We start from the raw sequence: 23,722 nt of genomic DNA, 5'->3' as shown, positions 1-23,722 counted from the left end.
TCGAATATCGGTTATTCTAGAAACTGGTTCCTCATACCACTTTCTTTTCGCATCAAAATACATAATTTTTCGATAAACCAGCATTTCCCTTTATTTATTAATGAGGTATAGAAATAATTATTTAGTAACAAGCACTTATAAAAGGAAATAACACACATTTTATTCATATTTTCATAGTATATATTTAGTAAGTTTATATACCTATATGTTTACGAATAAGTTCTAAGTAGTGAAAACTATATTCAGAATTTATATAAATTTTGGAATGATAAGGAGAGATTGTGCGTGAAAATAGCTGAGGTTGGAAATATTATTGAATTTAGAGGCTTGCAAGGCATTGTTGAAAAGGTAAATGAAAATTCAGTTATTGTCGATTTGACTTATATGAATAATTACCGTGATTTAGAACTTGAGCAAAGAACCGTTGTTAACCATAAAAATTATCGTATCATTAAATAAACAAGAAACAGAAAAAAGAAGTCAGATTGGGAATTTCCCCACTTATTGACTTCTTTTTTGTATGCGCTTTACCTATCTCTATATTATAAGGAAGAAATTACTCTTCTGCTAATTCCTTTTTCGTTTTTACTTTTCCATGCGGTTTTTGTTTTTGTTTACGTACAGTCCATTCTCTTTCCTTTTCTCTCTGCGCTTTTGACACTTTTCTCACCTCCATCCATTCCGTTTTATCATGAACAGTATTTTGTTTTTTATCCATTGCTTTCTTAACGTTTCATGACTATTCTCTCCCTATCTAAGTGACACTATGTTTGCAATATTCTGTTGACCACTTGAACAAAAACTGTTAACATCACATTATATTTCTTAAATAATTGCATGCTATGAATGTTATGGATCAAACTATAACAGGAGCAGCTTCTGGAGAGACCGTTCTGTTAAAAACGGCACCGAAGGATTCACAATCTCAGGTAAAAGGACAGAAGATCAACCAATACATACTTAAAGTTATCGTGTCCTGGTTCTTCTTATCCTTTGAAACAGATTGGTGTCTCCAATCTGTTTTTTTCATACATTCTTACCTACTCTTTTATTTAAGATATAAAACAATAGCGAATTATGAGGTGAAATGATGGTTCAACAACGTCGCGCAGTTGTCAGCGTAATTGGAAAAGATCAAATCGGGATTATCAGCAAGGTTACCACAATCCTTTCTAATAATCACATTAATATCCTAGATATAAGTCAAACCATTCTCCAAGATTTCTTTACGATGATGATGCTCGTAGATATCACGGATAAAGAAAACTTAGATAACTTAACAAAACAGTTTGACGAACTAAGCCAGCAGCTTCATTTAAAAATAAATATCCAATTAGAAGAAATCTTCCAATCTATGCACCGCGTTTAAGAAAAGAGGGTCCAATAATGAAAATTGCATTAAATGAAATGATGGAAACAATCAACATGGTACAGATGGAGAATCTTGATATTCGTACTGTGACAATGGGAATCAGTCTTTATGATTGTGCTGATTCTGATTTTCAAAAATTAAATGATTCTGTATACAAAAAAATTACAACTTATGCAAGCAAATTGACAGAAGTGGCAAATGCGGTAGAAAAAGAATATGGAATTCCCATTATTAATAAGCGTATTTCCATCACTCCTATCGCAGAAATACTCGGAAATAGTACAGTAGAACAGGCCGTAATGCTTGCAAAAACCCTAGATAAAGCTGCAAAAGATTTAAATGTAGATTTTATTGGTGGATATTCTGCTCTTGTTCATAAAGGCATTTCTAAAGGAGATCAAACATTATTAGATGCTCTCCCAGAAGCACTTTCTGTGACGGACCGTGTTTGTGCTTCTGTATCTGTTGCTACCACAAGAACAGGAATTAATATGGATGCTGTCAAACAAATGGGAGAAATCATCAAAAAAGCAGCAGAAAATACGAAAGACACAAATGGTTTAGCTTGTGCTAAGCTAGTTGTCTTCTGTAATCCTGTGGAGGATAATCCCTTCATGGCAGGTGCTTTCCATGGAGCTGGTGAAGGAGAAGTCGTTATCAATGTAGGGGTTAGTGGTCCTGGAGTCGTTTTAAGTGCACTAAAAAAATACCCTGAAGCAGATTTAGGCGAAGTATCAGAAATCATCAAAAAAACAACCTTTAAAATTACTCGTGCTGGTGAATTAATAGGTCGTGTCGTTGCAGAACGATTAAACGTACCGTTCGGTATTATGGATCTATCCCTTGCTCCAACAAATGCTATTAACGATAGTGTTGCAGAGATATTAGAAGAAATCGGCTTAGAACGAGTTGGAACACATGGCACTATTGCTGCCCTAGCGTTAATGAATGATGCAGTAAAAAAAGGTGGTGCAATGGCAAGCAGCTATGTCGGCGGATTAAGTGGAGCCTTTATTCCCGTGAGCGAAGACAATGGTATGATTAAAGGAATTTTAGACAATAGCCTAACCCTGTCTAAATTAGAGGCGATGACATGCGTCTGCTCTGTCGGTCTTGACATGATTGCTCTTACTGGAGATGCTACAGCTGCTACTTTATCTGCCATAATTGCCGATGAAGCAGCCATTGGGATGATTAATAAAAAAACAACAGCTGTTCGTGTTATTCCTGTTCCAGGAAAAAAAGAAGGAGAAATCGTTGAATTCGGCGGATTATTAGGTCGTGCACCAGTTATGGGTGTCAATCCATATAGCTCTGATAAACTAATTAATCGTGGTGGACGTATTCCATCTCCTCTACAAGCTTTAATTAATTAGTAATTATTATATACTGACAAGAAGTATTCCTACTTCCTAAACAATAGGATACTTCTTGTGCTGCTATTCATCACTTTGGTATAGGCTTTATCCATAAGAATAGTAAGAAGACTAAACTTATATATCCAAATATAGGATATAAAAAGGATAATAGCGTACCATATTGCACGTAACTAATTAGATAAGAAACTAAAATAATTCCTCCAATTATAACCATGCTTGGTAAAGGAATAAAACTGCGCAGCTGCCTCTCTAACCCATAGATATTCCCAATAACAGAACTAAAAATTTCTCCATAAATGACTAAAATATATACCCATGAAAGCTGCGGGGCTAAATTTTTCATAATAACAGCCATCGGAATGGAATACCGATAAATATCTGATAGCATAATAAGAGAAAAATGACTAGATATTAGTATAAGCATTAAAGCGATTCCTCCTAATATCCCTCCCCATTTAGCCACTTCTTCATCGCCAATTTCAGAAGCAGCAGGTACTAGAACCGCTATGGCCAAAGCTAAATTCAAAGCCGTATACGAAAATGGAGAACTTATCGTTTTCCATGAAATATTCTCCATCTGAAATATCTCATCAACAAATCCAGGCAAAGATAAAGAAAGTAGAAATAAAATAAAACTGAACGTGATCATAATGGGTACAACAAAAGTATTTACAGCAAACAATCCCTTTGTACCAACCCTCATAACAAGTAAGGAAAGAATAATGGTAAAGATGACACCAATGCTTTTATTCAGCCCAAGCTGCTCTTCAAATACAGCACCTGCTCCTGAGAACATCACTGCACAAACACCTAAAAGCATCAATAATAAGAGAAAGTTAATCATGTTTCCAACAATGTTACCAAACAAGTAAATGGTAAATTCTTGATAAGAAGATGCCTTGATTTTGACAGATATCCTCATTAATTTTGCTCCGAAATATGCAAAAATAATGCCGCTTAAAAGTATCCCTAAAAAACCGACAAATCCATATTGTGAAAAGAACACTACTATTTCTCTCCCTGTTGCAAAACCAGCACCAACAACTGTGCCTACATAAACTGCTGCAAGCTGAATTGCAGCACTCCATTTATTTTTCACATATTTCCCTCCCTACATCAACTATATGTAGAAATGGACAAACAATGACGAGCATTTTAGCCTATTAAAAATTTATTTTATCCATGACGTTTAACCCTTTTAAAATAGGAAAATTGGTATAGATACAAAGGAGGTTTAATTATACTAAAAATTTCCAAATTTTATTTTGAGGCAAAATACTTGAAAGTCAAAAAAGGTCAAAGTATAATCATAATTACAAAAGGTCAATATTAGTCAAATTCAAAAGGAGGATATTTATAATGAAATGTGAAATGTGCCAACAAAATAATGCAACAATCAGTTTACGATTTGTTTTAAACAATATGGAAACCACTATGAACCTTTGTCATGCATGTTATCAAAAAGAAAAGCAAAAAATGACAGCACAAAGCGGCCCAATGTTTTTCCAACCTTCCCCTTTTGATGAGTTATTTCAATCATTTAACCAATCAAATCCATTAGGGGGAGCTAGTGCTTCAAAGGAAGCTCCTTTTACTAACAATCATAGAAAAGCAGGTATTCTTGACAAACATGGGAAAAACTTAAATCAAATGGCGAATGCTGGTTTGATTGATCCCGTTATCGGCAGAGAAAATGAAATCGAACGAGTTATTGAAATTCTAAATCGGAGAAATAAAAACAATCCCGTGCTAATCGGTGAACCTGGTGTCGGAAAAACAGCAATAGCGGAAGGCTTAGCATTAAAAATTATAGAAGGTAATGTTCCAAAAAAATTACAAAACAAAGAAATTTATTTATTGGATGTTGCTTCCCTTGTATCGAATACTGGAATTCGTGGACAATTTGAAGAAAAAATGAAGCAAGTAATTCAAGAAGTCCAAGCTCGAAAGAATGTAATCGTCTTTATCGATGAAATTCATCAGTTAGTTGGTGCAGGCTCTGCAGAAGGCTCAATGGATGCAGGTAATATTCTAAAACCAGCACTGGCTCGTGGCGAATTGCATATCATTGGGGCAACTACCCTAAAAGAATACCGTCAAATCGAAAAAGATGCTGCTTTAGAGCGAAGATTCCAGCCGGTACAGGTAAGTGAACCATCTGTTGAGGCTACTCTTTCCATCTTAAATGGTATAAAGGATAAGTATGAAAAGTTCCATGAAGTTACTTATACTGAGGATGCAATTAAAGCATGTGCAGAGCTCTCTCACCGTTACATCCAAGATCGCTTTTTACCAGATAAAGCAATTGATTTAATGGATGAAGCTGGTTCTAAAATGAATCTTTCTTCTACTTATCAAAACACAGAAGAAATTGAAAATCGTCTTACTATGATAGCAAAAGAAAAGGAACAAGCATTAAAAGAAGAAAATTACGAAAAAGCAGCTGAATTACGTAAAGAAGAGCAACAGCTTGAAAAAGCTATAAACGAACCAAATATCGAAGAAAAACCGATTGTCGATGTGGCTCTTATTCAACAACTTATCGAAAAGAAAACAGGTATTCCTGTTGGAAAATTACAAGAAGATGAACAACAAAAAATGAAGTTTTTAAGTGAACGATTAGCTGTAAAGGTGATTGGCCAGGACGAGGCAGTTCGAAAAGTGGCTAAAGCTATTAAGCGTAGTAGAGCGGGACTAAAATCGAAAACAAGACCAATTGGAAGCTTCCTATTTGTCGGTCCAACCGGTGTCGGAAAAACGGAACTTACCAAAACACTTGCAGAGGAATTATTTGGCACTAAAGACAGCATGATTCGATTAGACATGAGTGAATATATGGAGAAACATAGTATTAGTAAAATAATTGGTTCTCCTCCAGGCTATGTCGGTCATGAAGAAGCAGGACAATTAACGGAAAAAGTAAGAAGAAATCCATATAGCATTATTCTGCTAGATGAAATCGAAAAAGCACATCCTGATATCCAATCTATCTTCCTGCAAATTTTAGAAGATGGACGTTTAACAGATAGTCAAGGACGTACGGTAAGCTTCAAAGATTCTGTTATTATCATGACAAGTAATGCTAGTGTTGGTCATAAGCATAAAGTGGTTGGCTTTGGAAATAATGATGCCATTGAAGAAAGTAATTTATTACAAACATTAGGAAACTTCTTTAAACCAGAATTCCTTAACCGCTTTGATGCGATTATTGAATTTAAAACACTTGAAAAAGAACACTTACTTCGCATTACTGATTTATTGATAGAAGAACTTGCACAAAACTTGCAAGAACAGAATATTACGTTACATGTGGAGGACGCTGCAAAAGAAAAAATTGTGGAACTCGGTACCCATCCAAGCTTCGGAGCTCGTCCTTTAAGAAGGGTGATTCAAGAACATTTAGAAGATCAACTGGCAGATGTTATTCTTGATGATTCATCTGTAACAGAATTAACAGCTGTTCTAGAGGATGACCAAATTAAAATAAAACCAGTTCTCTCTAAAACATTATCATAAATAAATAACTAAAACCGTGGGAGGAATTATTCCCACGGTTTTTTAATTTTATAGATTACGGTCATCTACTGAATTTAACCATTCATCGATTTCCCCTACTACAGATTCCACACAGCCTTCTTCAAAAGGAGAAATTAAATTAGCTGCTTTGACTAATTCTGTAAATGGCATACTGCCTCCCAAGCCGCAAAGCTTTACATAATCTTCCCAAGCTTCTTCTTTATTCTCTCTTGAACGTTTCCAAAATTGGAAGGCACATATTTGTGCTAATGTATAATCAATATAATAGAATGGGGAATTATAAATATGTCCTTGTTTTTGCCAGAAACCGCCATTTTCCAAATATTCATTTCCATCATAATCAAGATGAGGACTATATTTTCTTTCTATATTTCTCCATGCTTGCTTCCTTTCTGATGGAGTAGCCGTTGGGTTTTCGTAAACCCAATGCTGAAATTCATCAACTGATACTCCATACGGAAGGAATAGCAGAGCAGAACTTAAATGAGAAAACTTATATTTTTCTACATCTTCTTTAAAGAATAAATCCATCCATGGCCATGTGAAGAACTCCATACTCATGGAATGAATTTCTGCTGCTTCATATGTTGGCCAATAGTATTCTGGGATAGCAAAGCCGCCGCTAGAATACACTTGAAATGCATGACCTGCTTCATGGGTTAAGACATCAATATCGCCTGAAGTGCCATTAAAGTTTGAGAAAATAAATGGTGCTTTATAATTTTCGATAAAAGTACAATAGCCACCACCGGCTTTTCCCTTTTTAGCGACCAAATCCATTAATTCTGTTTCTCTCATATAAGAGAAGAAATCGCCTGTTTCTTTTGATAATTCATTATACATCTTTTGCCCATTTTCAACGATCCATTCTGGATCGCCTTTAGGAGCTGCATTTCCAGTTACAAATTCGAATGGTTCATCATAAAACTTTAAGGAGTCAACTCCTATTCTTTCTCTTTGTCTTTCTTTTAATTTAGTTGCTAGTGGGACGATATAGTCTTCTACTTGTTTTCTAAAGGCCGCAACCATATCTGCATTATAATCTGTGCGGTACATACGATAATAACCTAATTCGACGAAGTTTTTATAGCCTAGCTTATTAGCAATTTCTGTACGAACCTTTACCATATCATCGTATATTCTATCTAACTGCTCTTCATGTTCACGGAAAAAAGCGAACCGAGCTTCACTTGCTGCCTTTCTTGTTTCGCGATTTTTTGATTCTGTAAATGGCTGTAATTGTGCCAGTGTTCTTTCTTCCCCTTCAAACAAAATCTTGGCAGAGGCAACAAGCTTAGTATATTCAGTAGAAAGTTTATTTTCTTGCTGAAGTAATTCAACGATATCCTCTGAGAATACCTTTAATTGTGCCTCTGCTAATGCAAATAATTGCTTGCCCCATTTTTCTTCTAATTGTGGTTTAAATTTTGATTGAACAAGCGCTTGATAATACTTTGTAATAAGCCCTTCTACCTTTGGTGATATCTCATCGATATAATCTTGTTCTTGCTGGTAAAACTCATCATTTGTATCAACAGAATGGCGAATATAGCATAAATTAAACATAGTGGAAATGTCATTTCTAAGCTCATTTATTTTTTCCATTGCTGCCATTTGTTGGTCTAAATGCTCTGCCTTATTAAACTCTATTAATAATTCGTCCATTTTAATCGTAAATTCATTTATATCGGGTCTTTTGTATGTAAATTCCGAAAACTTCATTTTTTTATATCCCTCCATTTTTAACTAGCTTCTCTAATTATACATGAAAACTAGGAAGACCAATACAAAAAAGCGAATATTCATAATGGAAGATTTAATTCCTAACAAAATAAATCTTCCATCTGAAATACTCGCTTATTATAAGTTACTTTGTCTTATTTATCTCTAACAGATAATCCAAGTCTTTTTATTAATTCAATTGCGGTATCTTTTTCTTCTGTTGTCAATTCAGACATGATTTCATGAATTCTTTGCTCATGATTTGGGAAAATATTTTCTATTAATTCCTTACCATTATTAGTAATTTGAGCAAATGTAACTCGTCTATCAGTTGGACAAGCAACCCTTACTAAATATCCTTTTTCCTCTAATTTATCTACCACATACGTGATACTTCCACTTGCTAATAAAATCTTTCCCCCAATTTGCTGCAGCGGCTGATCGCCTTTATGATACAGCAATTCCAGCACTGCAAACTCTGTCGGATTCAAGCCGTTTGCCGTGATTGCCTTATTCACATTTTCATTTATTGCCCGATAAGCACGTGACAATACAATATATAACTTTAATGATTGATCGATATCTTTTTTTGCCATTTATAAACTTCCCTTATTAGTATATAATTCACTATCTCGAATTCAGATAAATTATATTATTCCCTAAGGATTTTGTCAATTTCCCGATGAAATCTACCCCCTTCATTGAGCTTTCTCTATTTCATGTTATAATTATATCTATATATTGGAATTACCCTATGGAGAATCTATTGATGAAAATAAACACACACAAAAGGCTTTTATATTTTGCAATTGTCGTTATTCCGATCATTATTACAGCTATTCTATTTTTTTATTACCAAGTAAATAGAGAAGAAGCAAAAAATAAGGCTCATGCAGAATGGGTAGCCTCTATTCACCAACGACAATGGGACTCTTATATAAACAAAATCGTCTCTTCTTTAAATATTCTAAGTCTCTCTATTCAAACTAATACCGATTCAGCAGAAGAAATTAATAACCTATTAAAAAAAGTGTTTACGAATGAGCATATTTATGGTGGTTTATTCCTGCTTGATAGTTCAGGTAAAACAATTGCTGGTGTTAACGATACGTATGATTCGATCGATATCTCTGAAGAGGATTATATAATGGAAGCTATTCATTCAAAGGACTTAGTAATTTCTAATAGAGAAGAAGTATTAAGTAACGGTCAGAAAGTAATCGGTATTGCCATGCCCATTATAAGTGACCATAATCAATTAAACTCCATTATAACTGCTTATCTCCGTGTCGATTACTTAATAAATATCACGAAAATGCTATCATCAGAGGAAAATATCGCCATTATGAATGAGCAAAAAGAACGCATTCTTTATATAAATGATGGTGCATCGATCAATAAAAAAGAAGTTATAAGCATGCCAATTGATCGTCTGCCCTGGACCATCATTGTGGAATTAGAAAAACCACATATTTGGAACATCGTAAAATCGAAAATATGGCTCCTTCTTTTTTTTATGGTGATTTTCCATTTCGTTTATATGCTTTTAATTCTTTACTATCATCGTAAAATAAGAGCAGAAGAAGCAAAGCAAAACGAAATTCAAAAATTAGAACTTGTCGGCAATTTAGCTGCTAGTTCTGCACATGAAATTAGGAATCCTCTAACCGGAATCAAAGGTCTCATTCAATTATTAAGTGAGAAATATCACGATCAGCAAGACCAGCTTTATTTTTCTATTATCCAAAAAGAAATTGTACGAATAAATGAAATCGTAAGTCAATTCCTTATCTTAGGAAAGCCAACTGCACAAAATAAGCAAAAAATAAATTTAAAATTAATCATCGCAGAACTTAATCCGCTTATCGTTTCGGAAGCAAATTTATTTAATGTAAAATATACAGAAAAGATATCTGACCAAGACATTTATATTCTCGGGATCGCCGACCAAATGAAACAAGTATTACTTAATTTAACCAAAAACGCTCTTGAAGCGATGGAAAATGGCGGGCAGTTAGAACTTTCCATACGTTCCGTTAAGTCAAACGTAATCATTACAATCACCGATAATGGCATTGGCATGTCCAATCAACAGTTAAAGAAAATATTTGAGCCATTTAATACTTCGAAGGAAACAGGGACTGGTTTGGGGCTCGTTGTATGTAAAAGAATCGTTGAATCATTCGATGGTGAAATCCATATATCCAGTAGGGAAAAGAAAGGCACGAAGGTAAATATAATCTTACCTATTATGAAATAATTATTTATCTATTCGCTTCTTGCATCATTAATGCTGTTCATCTTCTATTATTCTTCTTAAAAGAAGGATAGTAGCTATTGAACAAAAGAAGCGTTTTTTATTTTGTCAAAATATTGGTGGATAATAGGATAAGTAGTTTAAGGGAGGTCACATCTTTCTTTAAAGAAGGGCATTGATTTGGATGAAATATCATTAAGGTAATCACTGCCATTACCCTTCGCCATTTAGTTATCTATATACAACCTCGGAATAATTTTTCCGTTTATATCGGTTAGCATTGGACCAAAAAATTCGCGTGTTTTTATATTGTCGTTTTATTTGTTTTCTTTTCTCACTTTCATAGCGAAAGACAAGCTGATATTCATAGATTAATTTATCGAGTTCTTGACTCAATCTAATGGTCTCCTCATCAATTGTTCCACGCTCTTTCGCTGTTTTAATCATTACCTCCCTTTTATCTTGAATTTCAAATAATAATTCTGTTTTCCTACAATACACCTTACTTCCTCCTAATCAAATTCCTTACTTACAAACAATGCATTAATTGTTTACTTGATGAATTATTACAATAAAACAAATAAAAGTAAATAGATTCGCAATATTAGACATTTTTCTAAGTCAAAATAGGCATTTAGACTTATTTTCTCTTGATTACACTTCTTTTTTTCGACAAAAATACTGCTGAAAAGAGTCGAAAACAACTTACAACAACAGAAAGCGCTTTCTTTCTAGTCGCTTTCACCTATCAGCAAACATCTTAGTATGAAGGATCATCAGCACTTCTGGAAATTAGTCTATTAAGAGCAAAAGGCAAAGAATCATACGAAATTGTTATTTCCCATGATTCTTTGCCTTTTTTCGACTGAATTCTTATCTATTATCGAGGAATTACTTAAATATCGAGAGTGTTTTTAATCTTTCAACCGCCTCTTGCAATCTCTCTTCTTCTGTCAATAAACCAACTCGGACATATCCCTCCCCAAATGTACCAAAGCCCGAGCCTGGAGCCATTGCAATATGTACTGTTTCTAATAAATAATCACTAAATTCTTGTGACGTAAACCCATCTGGTACTTTTAACCATGCAAAGAATGAACCTTCAGGAGCATTGACTTCCCAACCAATTTTTTTAAGACCATTTATGAAGATATTTCGTCTTTGTTCGTAAAGCTGATTCATGTCTCTAATACACTCTAAAGATTCTGTTAATGCCGTATAGGCAGCTTCTTGAATCGCTCCAAATAAACTAACATATAAATGATCTTGATAAAGATTTATAGCGGAAATGACACTTCTATTTCCAACTGCAAAGGCAACTCGCCAACCTGCCATATTAAATGTCTTAGACAAAGTATAAATTTCTACACCAATATCTTTGGCACCCTCTACTTGTAAAAAGCTAAGCGGCCTTTTTCCATCAAACCCAATCGCTCCATATGCAAAATCGTGCACAATACATATATCATGCTGTTTACTTAAAGAAATTGTTTCAGCGAAAAATTCCTTTGTTGCTATTGCTCCAGTAGGATTGTTCGGATAATTTAAGAACATTAACTTTGCTTTTTCTAAATCTTCCTTTCTCACTTCCTTGTAGTTTGGTAAAAAATTATTTTCTTCACGCAATGGCATGAACACCGTCTCTGCATTTGCTAAAGCAATCCCAGATAAATAGTCGGGATAACCAGGGTCTGGAACCATTACTGTTTCGCCTGGATTTAATAAACATATAGGTATCTCTACAAGGCCGGCCTTTCCTCCAAATAATATCGCCACCTCTGATTCAGGATCTAAGTCAACATCGTATTCTTTTTTGTAAAATTCACTAATAGCTTCCTTTAAATGTTTATATCCTCGAAATGGAGAATATTTATGATTCTCAGGCTGTTCGGCAGCCACCTGCAAGCTCTTGATAATGTGAGAAGGTGTCGGTTGGTCTGGATTTCCTTGCCCTAAATTAATCACATCATATCCTTTTTCAATATAGCTGTTAACTTTACTAACTAATGAAGCAAAAAACTGCTCTGGTAAATTCTTTAATAATTGAGATTGATCATATTTCTTCATGTACTCACACCTTCTTCAATGATAAAACCTTCCAATTATTATTGGATAAACTTCTATTAGGAAATTTCGACTTTAAACATTCCCTAAGTGATTAAAATAGAAATAATCGTTTAATAATTCGCTTTTTTATGATATAACGAAATTAATATAATAATTGAATTTTTTTGTTGATTAACATTATAACGGAATTTAACGAAGATGAATAGAGGTGGAATCATTTGAAATTTCAGATTAGTTTGGTTCAAATGGATATCGCATTTGGCAGGCCTGAAGAGAATTTTAAACAAGTAGAGAAAAAAATTGCTGCTTGCAAGGATAACAGTGATATTGTTGTACTGCCAGAATTATGGTCAACCGGCTATGATTTAACAAGATTAGCTGCGATTGCTGATAAACAAGCTCAAAATACTATTTCTTTTTTAAGTAAATTAGCCACCAAATATAGCGTTCATATTGTTGGTGGATCAATTGCTAATAAGAAGGAAAAGGGTGTTTACAATACACTTATTGTGATAAATAAATCGGGTGATGTGGTCCATACGTATGATAAACTTCATCTTTTTCAACTGATGGATGAACATTTATATTTAAAGAGCGGGACAACTAATGGTCTTTTTTCTTTAGAGGATAGACACTTTGCCAGTATGATCTGCTACGATATTCGTTTTCCAGAGTGGATAAGAGCACATACAACAAAAGGAGCTGAAGCCATCTTTGTAGTAGCTGAATGGCCAGAACCGAGATTGGCACACTGGAGAAGCCTGCTTATTGCACGAGCCATTGAAAATCAATGTTATGTAATTGCTTGTAATCGTGTCGGAAATGATGCAAATAATATCTTTGCTGGGCATAGCATGATTATTGACCCATGGGGAGAAATTATTGCAGAAGCAGGGGAGAAAGAAGAAATTCTAACAGCTTCGATTAATTTAGATAAAGTAACAGAGGTACGTAAAACCATCCCAATATTTGCTGATCGAAAACCAGAATATTATACGTGATTTTTATACATATTAACCTAGGACTGTTTATATCAGATAATGATAAACAGTCCTTTTTCTTCACTTCGCCCACATTTCCTCAGGGTTAAGTTCATATATACTATTTTCTCGATACATAAAGTGATTAATAATAAATTCTCTTCTTATTGTCGCGTAGTCATCAAAATATTGCTGGATATAAGCATTTATTTCTTTTTCTTCATATTTCCTGCCAAAAACCAGCCCCTCAAGCATGTATTTGAGCACTATTAACTTTTTCTTTCTTTGCGAAGGAATATTTTTAAGTCTGCCCTCTTTAGTAAAAAAGTTCTCAATGATTTTTGCTTGTTCCTCTTTAGTAACAGTCATAATACTCTCCTCCATTCCAATTGTTAATTTTCTTAAAGACTCGTTTTGTTGTAAAATGACTGATTTATTCAAGAAAAAATAAATCGTATTTTTATCTCTGCGTTCATACACAACATTTATGTCACGCATTTTCTTTAAATGATGCGTAATGGTTGGGGCAGATAGACCCAGTTTTTCTGCTATCGCTTGACCATTCCATGGTTTATTTGCCAATAAGGAGATTATTTTAATTCTGGTGGGATCCCCCATTGTTTTATAAAATGCAACCATTTTATCTAATTGCATTCAATCACCTACTTTGATTATTATCTAATTAGATAATAATCAAAGTAGGTGATGATGTCAAGATATGGTATAATATTTTTTCAGCATATCTTTTCCGTAGAAAAGATCACTAAACAAATCCTTATCTGTTTCTCCGATTTCTACTCCTTTAACAATTCGAAAAACAACCAAAATAAAAAGGGCCTAACATAAGCCCTTCTTTTTATCACCCTAACAGGTCTAATGATCATTCATTTAGCTTGCTTTCTCTGCACACTGGAAGTACAAGGTGGAACGTCGTACCAACCCCTGGTTCTGACTCAACTGTCACTTTCCCTTGATGCTCTTCAATAATTTGATAGGATACTAGTAAACCTAAGCCTGTTCCTTTTTCTTTGGTCGTATAAAATGGTTCTCCAATTCTTGCAAGTATTTCCTTGCCCATTCCTCTTCCATTATCACGGATTGCTATATGAAAGTAATCCTGTTTATATTCAATGGAAACAGCTATTTCCCCGCCGTCTTCTAATGCCTCTATTGCATTTTTTATAATGTTTATAAATACCTGTTTCAATTGATTTGGTTCACAATATATAGTCGGCATATCTTCTGTAAACATTTTTATAATTTGAACATTTTGTAGCACTGCTTGTGCATACAGCAATTCGATCGTATCATTCATAATTTGTCTTATATCTCGTTTTACATATTGAACAGCTTGTGGTTTAGCAAGTAATAAAAATTCATTAATAATGGATTCAATCCTAGTAAGCTCCGTTTTTATTACAGAAAAATACATTTCATTTTCCTGTGAGGCAACTCCATCTTCTAGCAATTGAATAAATCCCTTTAAAGCTGTCATTGGATTTCGAATTTCATGAGCTATACCCGCTGCCAATTCTCCCACTACATTTAAAGTAGATGACTTTCTCAGCTGTTCTCCCAATAAGGTATTTTCGGTAATATCACGTAATGTAGTAATACTTAGTCCTGAATAAATATTAAATTTATTACGATATTCAAGCTGCGTATATTCTCTATTATTAGGAAACTTTACCGTGTAGAGCCCTCTATTTTGTCCATCCTTTTTTACATTTAATAATTTCGGCTTTATATCTTCTCCAATCGTTTTTGCAGGTGGGAGAAAGGATATTAAATCTACACCGATCAAATTCTCTTTACTTTTATGAAGGAGACGTTCGGCTGCTTTGTTCATATCAATTATTTGATAGTTTTGATCCCAAATGATAATACCGTCAAAAACTTCTTCAAATGTATTCTCAAACATCGCCTTACTTTCACGTAATTCCTCTTCCATTTTATAACGTTCCGTGATATTACGGAAAATACTCATGTTTAACCCTTCCACCGAATGAAGTTTAGTTGTAAATTCTAGTATTTTTTTCTGTCCATTTGGCATCAAAAACATCAATTCTTCTCGATTAGATTTTTTATAATAGAGATTTTTAATCATATCCATGTACCGTTTATCTTTTTTATAAAAAAAATCACTAATCCTTGATTTTAATAATTTTTCTTCAGAACTTTCAAAAATTTTTAAAGCTGATTCATTTGCTGCAATAATCTGCCCTGATTCTTTCCAAAGAACAATACCATCCAGTGCCTCTGTAAAAAAATCATTATAAAGCTTTTGCGCTTCTTTCTCTTTTTCTCTTTCACATTCCTTTGTTATCTTTTCAATAATTGTAATAAATCCCATCTCACCGGGCAATCGACTAGTTTGCGTTTCAAAATAATGTTTTCGCCCATTAATAGTTAATGGGAATATGCTTTGAAAAGTACCTGATTTGGTTTTTATAGCATCCATATGTTCCCTTATCACCAAACGTTCTTCCTGCTGCACAAAATGCGTTATATTCCTATCAACTACTTGATTCATATTCACGTTAAAGTAATCACAAAGATATTTATTAATATCTAGAATAACTCCATTACTATCAAATATAACCATCCCTACATTTATTGTTTGGAAAGCAATAAATCTCCTATCTCGGAGAAGACTATATTTTTCTAGTTTTTCCTTTAGAAGGGTATTCTCTCTTTCCAATTCCCTCAGTTTATTTTGTAATTGTCGATATTCTTCAGAATAGGATATACTATCCATCTTTATGGATACCCCCCTTATCAAACGTAGTGATTACATAATTCTACATTATTCTTGAATTTCCTTTCCTTCTGAAAAATTTAAAGAAAAAAAGTAAATTAATTTACAAATGTAGAAACAAATGTAACTCTGATAGTAGCCATAATCATTTTAATATCTACCTCTCCCTTTACTTCAGTCAAAAAAATTAAACCTTACGTATAATTAATAAGAAGTTTTATTTTTCCTTCGCCTAACGTACATTGCAATTATGTAATAAACAGAAGTTATTTAGTTAACAGATTAACGACAGGGGATTAAAACAATGGAATTTGTGTTATATATAGTTAGTGAAATGAAATATAGGATATTTCCGTTCATGAAAGGATGAGTTTATGAAACAACGGGATTACTACTTTGATAATGCAAAATTTATTTTGATTTTTTTCGTTGTCTTCGGTCATTTTATCCAATCATTCATAAATGACAATCAAAATATTTATACGCTATATAAAGTAATTTACACTTTCCATATGCCAGCATTTATTCTTATTTCGGGATTTTTTGCCAAAGGGATAGCGGAAAAGGGATATATAAAAAAATATGCAAAAAAACTAATCATTCCCTACCTTATCTTCCAACTTGTATACAGCATTTTTTATTATTTTCTATATGGAAAGTCAACTTTTGCCATTGAACCGTTGACCCCACATTGGTCCTTATGGTTTTTAATTAGTTTGTTTTTTTGGAACATCTTTTTACTAGCGTTTGTGAAGTTAAAGCCTATACATGGAATCTTACTTTCCTTTATACTAGGATTAGCGATTGGTATGGTCGATTGGACGTCCAGCTATTTAAGCTTAACGAGAACCTTTGTGTTCTTCCCTTTATTCTTAATAGGATTTTATATGAAAAAAGATCATTTTGCTTTAGTAAAAACAAAAAAAGCAACCATCCTAGCTATTGTTATTTTCACGATTGTTTTTATAGGATTTCACCTATTCCCTACTGTTAATTATCAATGGTTATTCGGATCAAAATCTTATGAAGCCCTTGGAGAAGGTTATTTTATAGGGATGGCTATTCGATTATTTTTCTATCTATTAAGTTTTCTGATGATTTTTTGCTTTTTTGCTTGTGTACCAAAAAAGGAATATTTCTTTACTAAGTTCGGAAAATCAACATTATATGTATATTTACTTCATGGCTTTTTTATCCGTCTCTTTAGACAAAGTGACTTACCAGATATTTTTGAATCACCTAGGTCATATGTGATGATTATAATTGTATCATTCTTAATTACAGTACTGCTTTCAAGCAATATAATTATTTCCTTTACACAGCCTATTATTGAATTAAAAAGTTCTAAATTAAAAAAGCTATTCTCAAGAGTTCAGCGCTCTCTTCAAACTAATAGATAATTTTTTGTTCCCATCAGTGAAGAAATTTACTGATGGGAAATTTTTTATTTTTTTCTAGTTGCTCTCTTTGTTTTATCCTTTGTTAAGGCTCCTGTATCATAGAATTTACTTGCATTAACATCACCAAACTCTTGGCCAAACTCTACATTTGAAGCTTCTGTCTGTTGTTGTTTTTTTATTTTTTTCGCCATTTATTGTCCCTCTCTTCCATGCTTTGCATTACGATTAGCACCTTTGATTGGGTTTTCGCCCCTACTAAATTCAGCGGAAAATTCTGTTTCCTGCGTATTTTTCTTTGGCGTCTTGCTGTATTTTTCTACACTGTTAACTTCAGCTTTTCTCTTAGCCATTATGATCTCTCCTTTCCATTTACATCATTATTATCCACATGTAAAAAAAAGATATGCTTTCCTACTTTTGTCAAACAATCATAAAAAAATGGAGCTGTTAAAATAGACAGCTCCATTCACTTCTTACTTACCCTTATCCAACAATGATCCGTTCTTTTGGATAATGGAAGTTATCCTTTTTCTCTTTTCCTCCAATAATATAGATAAAAGAAGTTAACCCTATTCTTCCGATGAACATAAGCAGCATAATTACACACTTACCAAAGGTAGATAATTCTGGTGTTAATCCTAAAGAAAGTCCAGTTGTTCCAAATGCAGAACAAACTTCGAAAAGAATCACAATAAGGGACGCCTTTTCAGAAATAGATAAGGCAATGACAGCGACAAGACAAATACCAATCGCAAATATCGTTACAACCAATGATTTTATAATATCCTCTTCATGAATTTCTCGTTTAAATATCTTAATATACCTATTGCCATTTGCATAATGATAAATAAATAAGATATTCAATGCAAAGGTTGTTGTTCTGATACCTCCTCCAACTGAACTTGGGGAAGCACCAATAAACATAAGAAAACAAAAGATAAGCAAAGTTGTCATAGAATACTCATTTAATTCCATTGTTGCTAAACCGCCGCTTCGAGTGGAGGTAGAATGAAAAAAGGCATTGAAGAATATTTGATGCCAGCTCATTCCTGCATAATAATTACCCCATTCTAAGACAATAATCATAATCGTTCCAAATAGTAAAAGAAAACCGAAAGTAATGGTTGTTAACTTAGTGAATAAAGAAAACTTTAGATGGTTTTTCCCTTCTTTTGGAAACAGGTAATTTTTCACTTCGATAAGCACGGGAAATCCAATTGCTCCTAATGTAATTAAAATAATATTAACAAGTTGGACAAAATAATCATCCTTAAAGGGAGTAAGTGATTCTCCTGTTAAATCTAATCCTCCATTGGTTGTCGCACTAACAGAGGCAAAAGTTCCATGTAAAATCGAATCCCCCCAGGTAGGATAATAATTATGAAATTGCATTGAAAGTATAATAGCACCCAATACTTCAATAATAAGAATGATTTTGATAATTTCTCTTATTAAATTGACGAGACCTGAAAGATTAGATTGATTGTGGTCAATCATTATTAACTGTCTCTCTCTTAAACCAATCTTCTTACGAAGAATCATCCAAAAGAATGTACCTATTGCCATTACTCCAATACCACCAAATTGCAGAACAAACATTAATATTATTATTCCAAATGTACTATACGTTTCAGCGATATTAATTACAGTAAGTCCTGTTACACTTACTGCCGTTACAGCAGTAAACAATGTATCCATAAAGGAAACTGTTACTCCTTCTTTATGTACTCCTGGTAAACTTAATAATAAAACCGATATGCTGACAGCTAAACCATAATAACTGGTTATCATCTGCGCAGGAGTCAAATTTTGAAGGACTAACTTAAACTTCTTGCCCATTAAAAAACAATTCCTTTCTTTGAAGCTACCCATATATCCTATTTAATGATGGCTTTATTTATCATAGATATTAAACAGTATAAGTTATCTATCCCTCGACGTTCAAGCTAATCTTAAATGTTTAGGAAACTTTTAAGATTAGCTTGATTATTTTTAAGTACTATTAATTAATGAAGCAATGGAGATTTCCCTATAGGCTAGGTTAACCTATAAACAACAATAAATCCTATTTTCTCCCGTATACACAAACTTTACCACTAATGAACTAAAAATAAATCCACATATTATTAATACAGAATCATTTATCATTACTTTTTTGGAAACAATTAATTGATAAATAAACTGTACTATATATTCATAAGGAGGAAACAAAAATGGCTTCTCGAAATAAATTATTAGTTCCAGGAATTGAACAATACTTAGATAGTGTTAAGTATGAAATTGCGCAAGAATTCGGTGTGAATTTAGGATCTGATACTGTTTCACGTGCTAATGGTTCTGTTGGGGGAGAAATAACAAAAAGACTTGTCCAACAAGCGCAGGCAGAGTTATCTGGAAAAACGCAATAAGTTAAATCTGCTGAACTAAAGTCCTGAGCAAAAAGAAAAAGCCATTCCTAATGAATGGCTTTTTCATCATGCTTATGCATTACTTTCTTTTGCTTTAACTGCTTCTTTATTGGAGAAGAGATATCCACCAACTGCAATAGCTACTAGCACGAACCAGAAGATTCCTTTCCATATTTTCGATTCCGGAAAATGCTCATCTAAGAATCCTACCGATGGATGTGCCAACGTAAATACTGCTAATTTCACCCCAACCCAGCCTACAATTAAAAATGCTGCTGTTTCTAGAGATGGACGAGAATGAAGTAACTTCACAAACCAGTTTGCAGCAAAACGCATAATGATCAATCCAATTAATCCCCCAAGGAACATAACTAAGAATTGTCCTCCATCAATGCCACCTAGCGTAAACCAATTTGTTTTTGGTAATGTAATCGCAAGGGCAACCGCTGCTAACATGGAATCAATCGCAAAAGCAATGTCTGCTAATTCTACTTTAAAAACAGTCATCCAGAAACCGGATTGTTTCTTCGGCTTCTTGTCTTTATCGTCTTCATTCTTCTTCGCATACTTTCCGTAAATATTATGCACTGCAATAAAGAGAAGATAAAGCGCCCCTATCGCTTGCACTTGCCAAACATCCACTAAATAAGAAATCATAAATAAAGTAGCAAAACGGAATACAAAAGCACCCAATAATCCGTAGAAAAGTGCCTTTTTTTGTTGTTCAACGGGCAAATGCTTAACCATAACAGCCATTACAACCGCATTATCAGCTGCTAGTAACCCCTCTAAAACGACAAGAATCAGTAAAACCCACCCATACTCTAGTAACATGCTTGCATCCAATAAAATTTCCCCCTTTAGGTTTTTATTTGTATACTCCTATTAGCAGGTTTTGCTACGACTTTCGTTATTATGTACAAAAGTGCGCAAAAAAAGACCTTTGCCAAATAGGCAAAGGTCTTGCTAAGCACTAATATGCCAACAAAGCCGATGGCATATGCCATGAACTGACGACTTTGTTTTAGGTATTAAACCTAAAAGCTACTCCCCTTTGAGTAGTATACAAATATTAATATGTATTAATTATATACAATATTGAACTATTTGCCAATGGTTTTTTGCATATTTTTTAATTTTACTGATAATTTTTTTCTATCTGTATTTCTTTCATCTTGTTTCTTAGTCAATCATCATTTTCCTCTTTAAGAATGTTTCTTTTTTTAAAATAAATTAAGCAATACTTAACTACATACCCACTAATGATTCCAGGTATCAAAAATACCATGGGCAAAAATACAGGACCTAACAATACTCCAAATAACTTCATTTGTGTCGAATAAAAAACACCTACGGTAACAAAATATGCGCAAAACACAAATGGTAAGAAAGCATATTCATTTTCTGATTCCATAACTTCCTTATAGGCATCCCACATTGCGAACATATATAAACACGGATAAAACAATATCCATTGAAAGTCGATAATTTCAATTGCCTCTTGGATATTGCCACAAAAACTCAGCATAATAGCTAAATTAAAATTACTTTTCGCATTTATAATAAATTCTAAGATAACTAATAGTGTTCCTTTCCAATATTTTTTCAATAATAACTGACTAAAACCAGGTAAAGCTATACTCCACATGATTGCTTCAATTCTACTTAGGCCCTTCATTGGTATCACCATCTATTTTTCTATACCTACTATTACATTTTTAGCGAAATCTTGATATTTTATTCAAAATAAATTGTTATATTTTTACAAAATAAAAAAATGGATGAAAATACTGTTTATAGAGATCCATATTTCATATAAACACTAAAAAAGAGCCCTAGGGCTCTTTTTATAATATCTGAGATAAAAACGCTTTTGTCCGTTCATGCTTCGGATGATCAAATAGTTCTTCCGGTTTTCCGGTTTCTACAATTTCGCCTTTATCAAAAAGGATGATTCGATCTGCCACTTGTCTTGCAAAACCCATCTCATGTGTTACCACCAACATGGTCATGCCTGACTCTGCTAGAGTTTTCATAACATCTAATACTTCCTTTACCATTTCAGGATCTAGTGCAGAAGTAGGTTCATCAAACAGCATAATCTTCGGCTGCATCGCTAATGCTCGTGCAATTGCAACACGTTGCTGTTGTCCACCTGACAATTGTCCTGGATACTTATTTGCTTGTTCTGGAATACCAACTCTTTCAAGTAATTCTTTCGCAATTTGTTCTGCCTTTGTTTTTTTCCACTTTCTCACCCAAATTGGTGCTAAAGAGATATTCTTTAGGATAGTCATATGAGGGAATAAATTAAATGATTGAAACACCATTCCCGTTTCTTTCCGAATTTCTTCAATGTTTTTCAAATCATCTGTTAATGCAATATTATCAACCGTTATGTGCCCCTTTTGAAATTCCTCTAAAGCATTTATCGTACGAATAAAGGTTGACTTACCAGAACCTGATGGTCCTAAAATTACAATTACCTCCCCTTGCTTTACCGTAAGATCTACGTCTTTTAATACATGGTGGTCTCCATACCATTTATTCAATTTAGTAACTTTAATAATATCCTCTCTCTCATTTAGAGGCGTCGACAATTTATTTACACTAAAGACACTTTCCATCCTCTCATTCTCCTTTCTATCTCGTCCCTACACCAAGTGATTTTTCTATATGCTTACTTACATGCGACATTAAGAAACAGAAGATGAAGTATATAAAAGCAATCACAATATATAACTCCATATATTTACCTAAATATTCCGGATTTGCAGCAATTTTTTTTCCCATTCCAAGAAAATCTGCTAATCCAATAACCGCAACTAGAGATGTATCTTTAAAGATGGAAATAAATTGACCAACCATAGCTGGGATAACTGCTTTTAAAGCCTGTGGCAATATGACAAAAATCATTACCTTAAAATTATTTAATCCTAGAGCTTGCGCTGCTTCAAATTGTCCTCTCGGTATTGATTGCAGACCTCCACGGATATTTTCTGCTAAATAGGCCGCACTGAATAAAGTGAATGCTATCATTGCCCGGACTACATTATCTAGTTCGATTCCCCCAAGGAACATCGGCAGCAATAATTGGGCAATAAATAACACCATAATCAGCGGCATTCCTCGGATTAATTCTATATAAAGAATACAGCAATATTTGATTATAGGCAGTTTACTTCGTCTCCCCACTGCTAGGAGTAAACCTAATGGGAAAGAACAAATAATTGCAACCGAAGCGATAACAAGCGTTAATAAAAATCCTCCCCAAATATTTGTTTTTACTGGCTCAAGTACACCAAACCCATTAATAATAGAAAGAGTAATCGGTATATATAAAATCCATAATATAAGGAGGGGGATTTTTAACTTCGGAACATATTTTCCGATAAAGTAAAAAAGGAATATCACTGCTGCACTCGTAAATAAATATACTTTTGATTCCATTGCCGTATAAGGAATTACTCCAAATATAACTAGAAGAATACTAAGACTAATGGCAACATGTCCGATAATCCCTCTCCAAGCCCCCCAAGTAGTACCTAAAAACACTGATAATAACAGAAGAGATATCCACAATCTCCATATTTCTTCTATTGGAAATTGTCCGACAAAGAGGAGCCTTAAATTGTCAGTAACAACTCCCCATTCACTTGCCAATAAAAACTTACCTATTCTCGTAAGCAAATAAATAGTAACCATTAATGTGACAATCGTTAAAATAGCATTTTTCCAATCCTTAAATAAGTTATTTTTCAGCCATAATTGTAATTTCTTTTGTTTATTCAATTTTTTCGTTTCCAAAACTGGTTCCGTATTCAGTTGTATATTATCCATTT

General features: G+C 33.6%; 23 protein-coding genes and 2 riboswitches. Of the genes, 8 read left to right on the top strand and 15 right to left on the bottom strand.

Features of this window, described 5'->3' with window-relative positions:
• Window positions 1–285 precede the first annotated feature (285 nt).
• Window positions 286–459, top strand: coding sequence for a YkvS family protein (locus NSQ92_RS05960; RefSeq protein WP_082138361.1), 174 nt, complete (start codon window positions 286–288; stop codon window positions 457–459).
• Between the two features lie 97 nt (window positions 460–556).
• Here the strand turns inward: NSQ92_RS05960 and NSQ92_RS05955 are convergent, their stop codons facing one another.
• Window positions 557–661, bottom strand: a complete 105-nt coding sequence (locus tag NSQ92_RS05955; protein ID WP_220040981.1) for a DUF6254 family protein — start codon at window positions 659–661, stop codon at window positions 557–559.
• Window positions 662–869: 208 nt separating this feature from the next.
• A riboswitch (glycine riboswitch) is annotated at window positions 870–951 on the top strand.
• A 139-nt stretch (window positions 952–1,090) separates the two neighbouring features.
• Here NSQ92_RS05955 and NSQ92_RS05950 point away from each other — a divergent pair.
• Together NSQ92_RS05950 and NSQ92_RS05945 are read left to right on the top strand one after the other, a co-directional pair.
• Complete coding sequence (locus NSQ92_RS05950; protein ID WP_047942962.1) at window positions 1,091–1,369, top strand: ACT domain-containing protein; 279 nt, start codon at window positions 1,091–1,093, stop codon at window positions 1,367–1,369.
• 17 nt (window positions 1,370–1,386) lie between these two features.
• Entirely contained in the window at window positions 1,387–2,748 is a 1,362-nt protein-coding gene (locus tag NSQ92_RS05945) for a PFL family protein (protein ID WP_047942961.1), read from the top strand.
• A 70-nt stretch (window positions 2,749–2,818) separates the two neighbouring features.
• On the opposite strand, the gene NSQ92_RS05940 is transcribed toward NSQ92_RS05945, so the two are convergent.
• The gene (locus NSQ92_RS05940) at window positions 2,819–3,850 is read right to left on the bottom strand and encodes a YkvI family membrane protein (RefSeq protein WP_047942960.1); all 1,032 of its coding nucleotides are present in this window, start codon (window positions 3,848–3,850) and stop codon (window positions 2,819–2,821) included.
• 260 nt (window positions 3,851–4,110) lie between these two features.
• On the opposite strand from NSQ92_RS05940, the gene NSQ92_RS05935 reads away from it, so the two are divergent.
• Entirely contained in the window at window positions 4,111–6,267 is a 2,157-nt protein-coding gene (locus tag NSQ92_RS05935) for an ATP-dependent Clp protease ATP-binding subunit (protein ID WP_047942959.1), read from the top strand.
• A gap of 48 nt (window positions 6,268–6,315) precedes the next feature.
• On the opposite strand, the gene NSQ92_RS05930 is transcribed toward NSQ92_RS05935, so the two are convergent.
• Window positions 6,316–8,010 (bottom strand): M3 family oligoendopeptidase, encoded by a 1,695-nt coding sequence (locus NSQ92_RS05930; RefSeq protein ID WP_061796808.1) that lies wholly within the window; start codon window positions 8,008–8,010, stop codon window positions 6,316–6,318.
• A gap of 155 nt (window positions 8,011–8,165) precedes the next feature.
• Complete coding sequence (locus tag NSQ92_RS05925; RefSeq protein ID WP_047942957.1) at window positions 8,166–8,606, bottom strand: MarR family winged helix-turn-helix transcriptional regulator; 441 nt, start codon at window positions 8,604–8,606, stop codon at window positions 8,166–8,168.
• Window positions 8,607–8,779: 173 nt separating this feature from the next.
• Here NSQ92_RS05925 and NSQ92_RS05920 point away from each other — a divergent pair, with 173 nt between their 5' ends.
• Window positions 8,780–10,270, top strand: coding sequence for an ATP-binding protein (locus tag NSQ92_RS05920; RefSeq protein ID WP_341152473.1), 1,491 nt, complete (start codon window positions 8,780–8,782; stop codon window positions 10,268–10,270).
• 228 nt (window positions 10,271–10,498) lie between these two features.
• Here the strand turns inward: NSQ92_RS05920 and NSQ92_RS05915 are convergent, their stop codons facing one another.
• Both NSQ92_RS05915 and NSQ92_RS05910 read right to left on the bottom strand, forming a co-directional pair.
• Complete coding sequence (locus NSQ92_RS05915) at window positions 10,499–10,768, bottom strand: aspartyl-phosphate phosphatase Spo0E family protein (protein ID WP_053215712.1); 270 nt, start codon at window positions 10,766–10,768, stop codon at window positions 10,499–10,501.
• Window positions 10,769–11,158: 390 nt separating this feature from the next.
• Window positions 11,159–12,334 carry a pyridoxal phosphate-dependent aminotransferase gene (locus NSQ92_RS05910; RefSeq protein ID WP_061796811.1) on the bottom strand — a complete coding sequence of 392 codons (1,176 nt, stop codon included), beginning with the start codon at window positions 12,332–12,334 and terminating at the stop codon, window positions 11,159–11,161.
• Between the two features lie 218 nt (window positions 12,335–12,552).
• On the opposite strand from NSQ92_RS05910, the gene NSQ92_RS05905 reads away from it, so the two are divergent.
• Complete coding sequence (locus NSQ92_RS05905; protein ID WP_061796813.1) at window positions 12,553–13,335, top strand: carbon-nitrogen family hydrolase; 783 nt, start codon at window positions 12,553–12,555, stop codon at window positions 13,333–13,335.
• Window positions 13,336–13,395: 60 nt separating this feature from the next.
• Here NSQ92_RS05905 and NSQ92_RS05900 read toward each other — a convergent pair whose 3' ends face one another.
• The gene (locus NSQ92_RS05900; protein ID WP_095257634.1) at window positions 13,396–13,968 is read right to left on the bottom strand and encodes a DUF2087 domain-containing protein; all 573 of its coding nucleotides are present in this window, start codon (window positions 13,966–13,968) and stop codon (window positions 13,396–13,398) included.
• 226 nt (window positions 13,969–14,194) lie between these two features.
• Complete coding sequence (locus NSQ92_RS05895; protein ID WP_341152472.1) at window positions 14,195–16,072, bottom strand: ATP-binding protein; 1,878 nt, start codon at window positions 16,070–16,072, stop codon at window positions 14,195–14,197.
• A gap of 374 nt (window positions 16,073–16,446) precedes the next feature.
• On the opposite strand from NSQ92_RS05895, the gene NSQ92_RS05890 reads away from it, so the two are divergent.
• Entirely contained in the window at window positions 16,447–17,472 is a 1,026-nt protein-coding gene (locus tag NSQ92_RS05890; RefSeq protein WP_095257638.1) for an acyltransferase family protein, read from the top strand.
• Between the two features lie 44 nt (window positions 17,473–17,516).
• Here NSQ92_RS05890 and NSQ92_RS05885 read toward each other — a convergent pair whose 3' ends face one another.
• From NSQ92_RS05885 to NSQ92_RS05875, 3 genes are all read right to left on the bottom strand, one after another.
• Complete coding sequence (locus NSQ92_RS05885) at window positions 17,517–17,663, bottom strand: hypothetical protein (RefSeq protein ID WP_172866366.1); 147 nt, start codon at window positions 17,661–17,663, stop codon at window positions 17,517–17,519.
• The gene (locus NSQ92_RS05880) at window positions 17,664–17,822 is read right to left on the bottom strand and encodes a hypothetical protein (RefSeq protein WP_164463606.1); all 159 of its coding nucleotides are present in this window, start codon (window positions 17,820–17,822) and stop codon (window positions 17,664–17,666) included.
• A 133-nt stretch (window positions 17,823–17,955) separates the two neighbouring features.
• A complete protein-coding gene (locus NSQ92_RS05875) occupies window positions 17,956–19,311 on the bottom strand; it encodes a TrkH family potassium uptake protein (protein WP_047942949.1) in 1,356 nt (451 codons plus the stop codon).
• Window positions 19,312–19,685: 374 nt separating this feature from the next.
• Between NSQ92_RS05875 and NSQ92_RS05870 the strand changes: the two genes are divergently transcribed.
• Window positions 19,686–19,880, top strand: coding sequence for an alpha/beta-type small acid-soluble spore protein (locus NSQ92_RS05870; protein ID WP_047942948.1), 195 nt, complete (start codon window positions 19,686–19,688; stop codon window positions 19,878–19,880).
• Between the two features lie 72 nt (window positions 19,881–19,952).
• On the opposite strand, the gene NSQ92_RS05865 is transcribed toward NSQ92_RS05870, so the two are convergent.
• The 4 genes from NSQ92_RS05865 to NSQ92_RS05850 all read right to left on the bottom strand — a co-directional run bounded on the left by NSQ92_RS05865 (window position 19,953) and on the right by NSQ92_RS05850 (window position 23,720).
• Entirely contained in the window at window positions 19,953–20,726 is a 774-nt protein-coding gene (locus tag NSQ92_RS05865) for a TerC family protein (RefSeq protein ID WP_047942946.1), read from the bottom strand.
• Between the two features lie 122 nt (window positions 20,727–20,848).
• A riboswitch (yybP-ykoY riboswitch) is annotated at window positions 20,849–20,945 on the bottom strand.
• 121 nt (window positions 20,946–21,066) lie between these two features.
• Complete coding sequence (locus NSQ92_RS05860; protein ID WP_095257641.1) at window positions 21,067–21,558, bottom strand: hypothetical protein; 492 nt, start codon at window positions 21,556–21,558, stop codon at window positions 21,067–21,069.
• Between the two features lie 169 nt (window positions 21,559–21,727).
• Complete coding sequence (locus NSQ92_RS05855) at window positions 21,728–22,507, bottom strand: amino acid ABC transporter ATP-binding protein (protein ID WP_047942944.1); 780 nt, start codon at window positions 22,505–22,507, stop codon at window positions 21,728–21,730.
• Window positions 22,508–22,523: 16 nt separating this feature from the next.
• The gene (locus NSQ92_RS05850; protein WP_047942943.1) at window positions 22,524–23,720 is read right to left on the bottom strand and encodes an amino acid ABC transporter permease; all 1,197 of its coding nucleotides are present in this window, start codon (window positions 23,718–23,720) and stop codon (window positions 22,524–22,526) included.
• Between the last annotated feature and the right edge of the window lie 2 nt (window positions 23,721–23,722).

It is taken from the genome of Niallia sp. FSL M8-0099 (genome assembly GCF_038006945.1).
GTDB lineage: Bacteria > Bacillota > Bacilli > Bacillales > Cytobacillaceae > Niallia > Niallia circulans.
This window is presented reverse-complemented; position numbering and strand designations above follow the sequence as displayed.

Coding starts and splice junctions, on each gene's coding strand:
- NSQ92_RS05870 (WP_047942948.1), top strand. CDS start 19,686: ATGGCTTCTCGAAATAAATTATTAGTTCCAGGAATTGAACAATACTTA.
- NSQ92_RS05890 (WP_095257638.1), top strand. CDS start 16,447: ATGAAACAACGGGATTACTACTTTGATAATGCAAAATTTATTTTGATT.
- NSQ92_RS05885 (WP_172866366.1), bottom strand. CDS start 17,663: ATGGCGAAAAAAATAAAAAAACAACAACAGACAGAAGCTTCAAATGTA.
- NSQ92_RS05900 (WP_095257634.1), bottom strand. CDS start 13,968: ATGCAATTAGATAAAATGGTTGCATTTTATAAAACAATGGGGGATCCC.
- NSQ92_RS05880 (WP_164463606.1), bottom strand. CDS start 17,822: ATGGCTAAGAGAAAAGCTGAAGTTAACAGTGTAGAAAAATACAGCAAG.
- NSQ92_RS05875 (WP_047942949.1), bottom strand. CDS start 19,311: ATGGGCAAGAAGTTTAAGTTAGTCCTTCAAAATTTGACTCCTGCGCAG.
- NSQ92_RS05930 (WP_061796808.1), bottom strand. CDS start 8,010: ATGAAGTTTTCGGAATTTACATACAAAAGACCCGATATAAATGAATTT.
- NSQ92_RS05910 (WP_061796811.1), bottom strand. CDS start 12,334: ATGAAGAAATATGATCAATCTCAATTATTAAAGAATTTACCAGAGCAG.
- NSQ92_RS05950 (WP_047942962.1), top strand. CDS start 1,091: ATGGTTCAACAACGTCGCGCAGTTGTCAGCGTAATTGGAAAAGATCAA.
- NSQ92_RS05850 (WP_047942943.1), bottom strand. CDS start 23,720: ATGGATAATATACAACTGAATACGGAACCAGTTTTGGAAACGAAAAAA.
- NSQ92_RS05855 (WP_047942944.1), bottom strand. CDS start 22,507: ATGGAAAGTGTCTTTAGTGTAAATAAATTGTCGACGCCTCTAAATGAG.
- NSQ92_RS05945 (WP_047942961.1), top strand. CDS start 1,387: ATGAAAATTGCATTAAATGAAATGATGGAAACAATCAACATGGTACAG.
- NSQ92_RS05935 (WP_047942959.1), top strand. CDS start 4,111: ATGAAATGTGAAATGTGCCAACAAAATAATGCAACAATCAGTTTACGA.
- NSQ92_RS05895 (WP_341152472.1), bottom strand. CDS start 16,072: ATGGATAGTATATCCTATTCTGAAGAATATCGACAATTACAAAATAAA.
- NSQ92_RS05920 (WP_341152473.1), top strand. CDS start 8,780: ATGAAAATAAACACACACAAAAGGCTTTTATATTTTGCAATTGTCGTT.
- NSQ92_RS05925 (WP_047942957.1), bottom strand. CDS start 8,606: ATGGCAAAAAAAGATATCGATCAATCATTAAAGTTATATATTGTATTG.
- NSQ92_RS05860 (WP_095257641.1), bottom strand. CDS start 21,558: ATGAAGGGCCTAAGTAGAATTGAAGCAATCATGTGGAGTATAGCTTTA.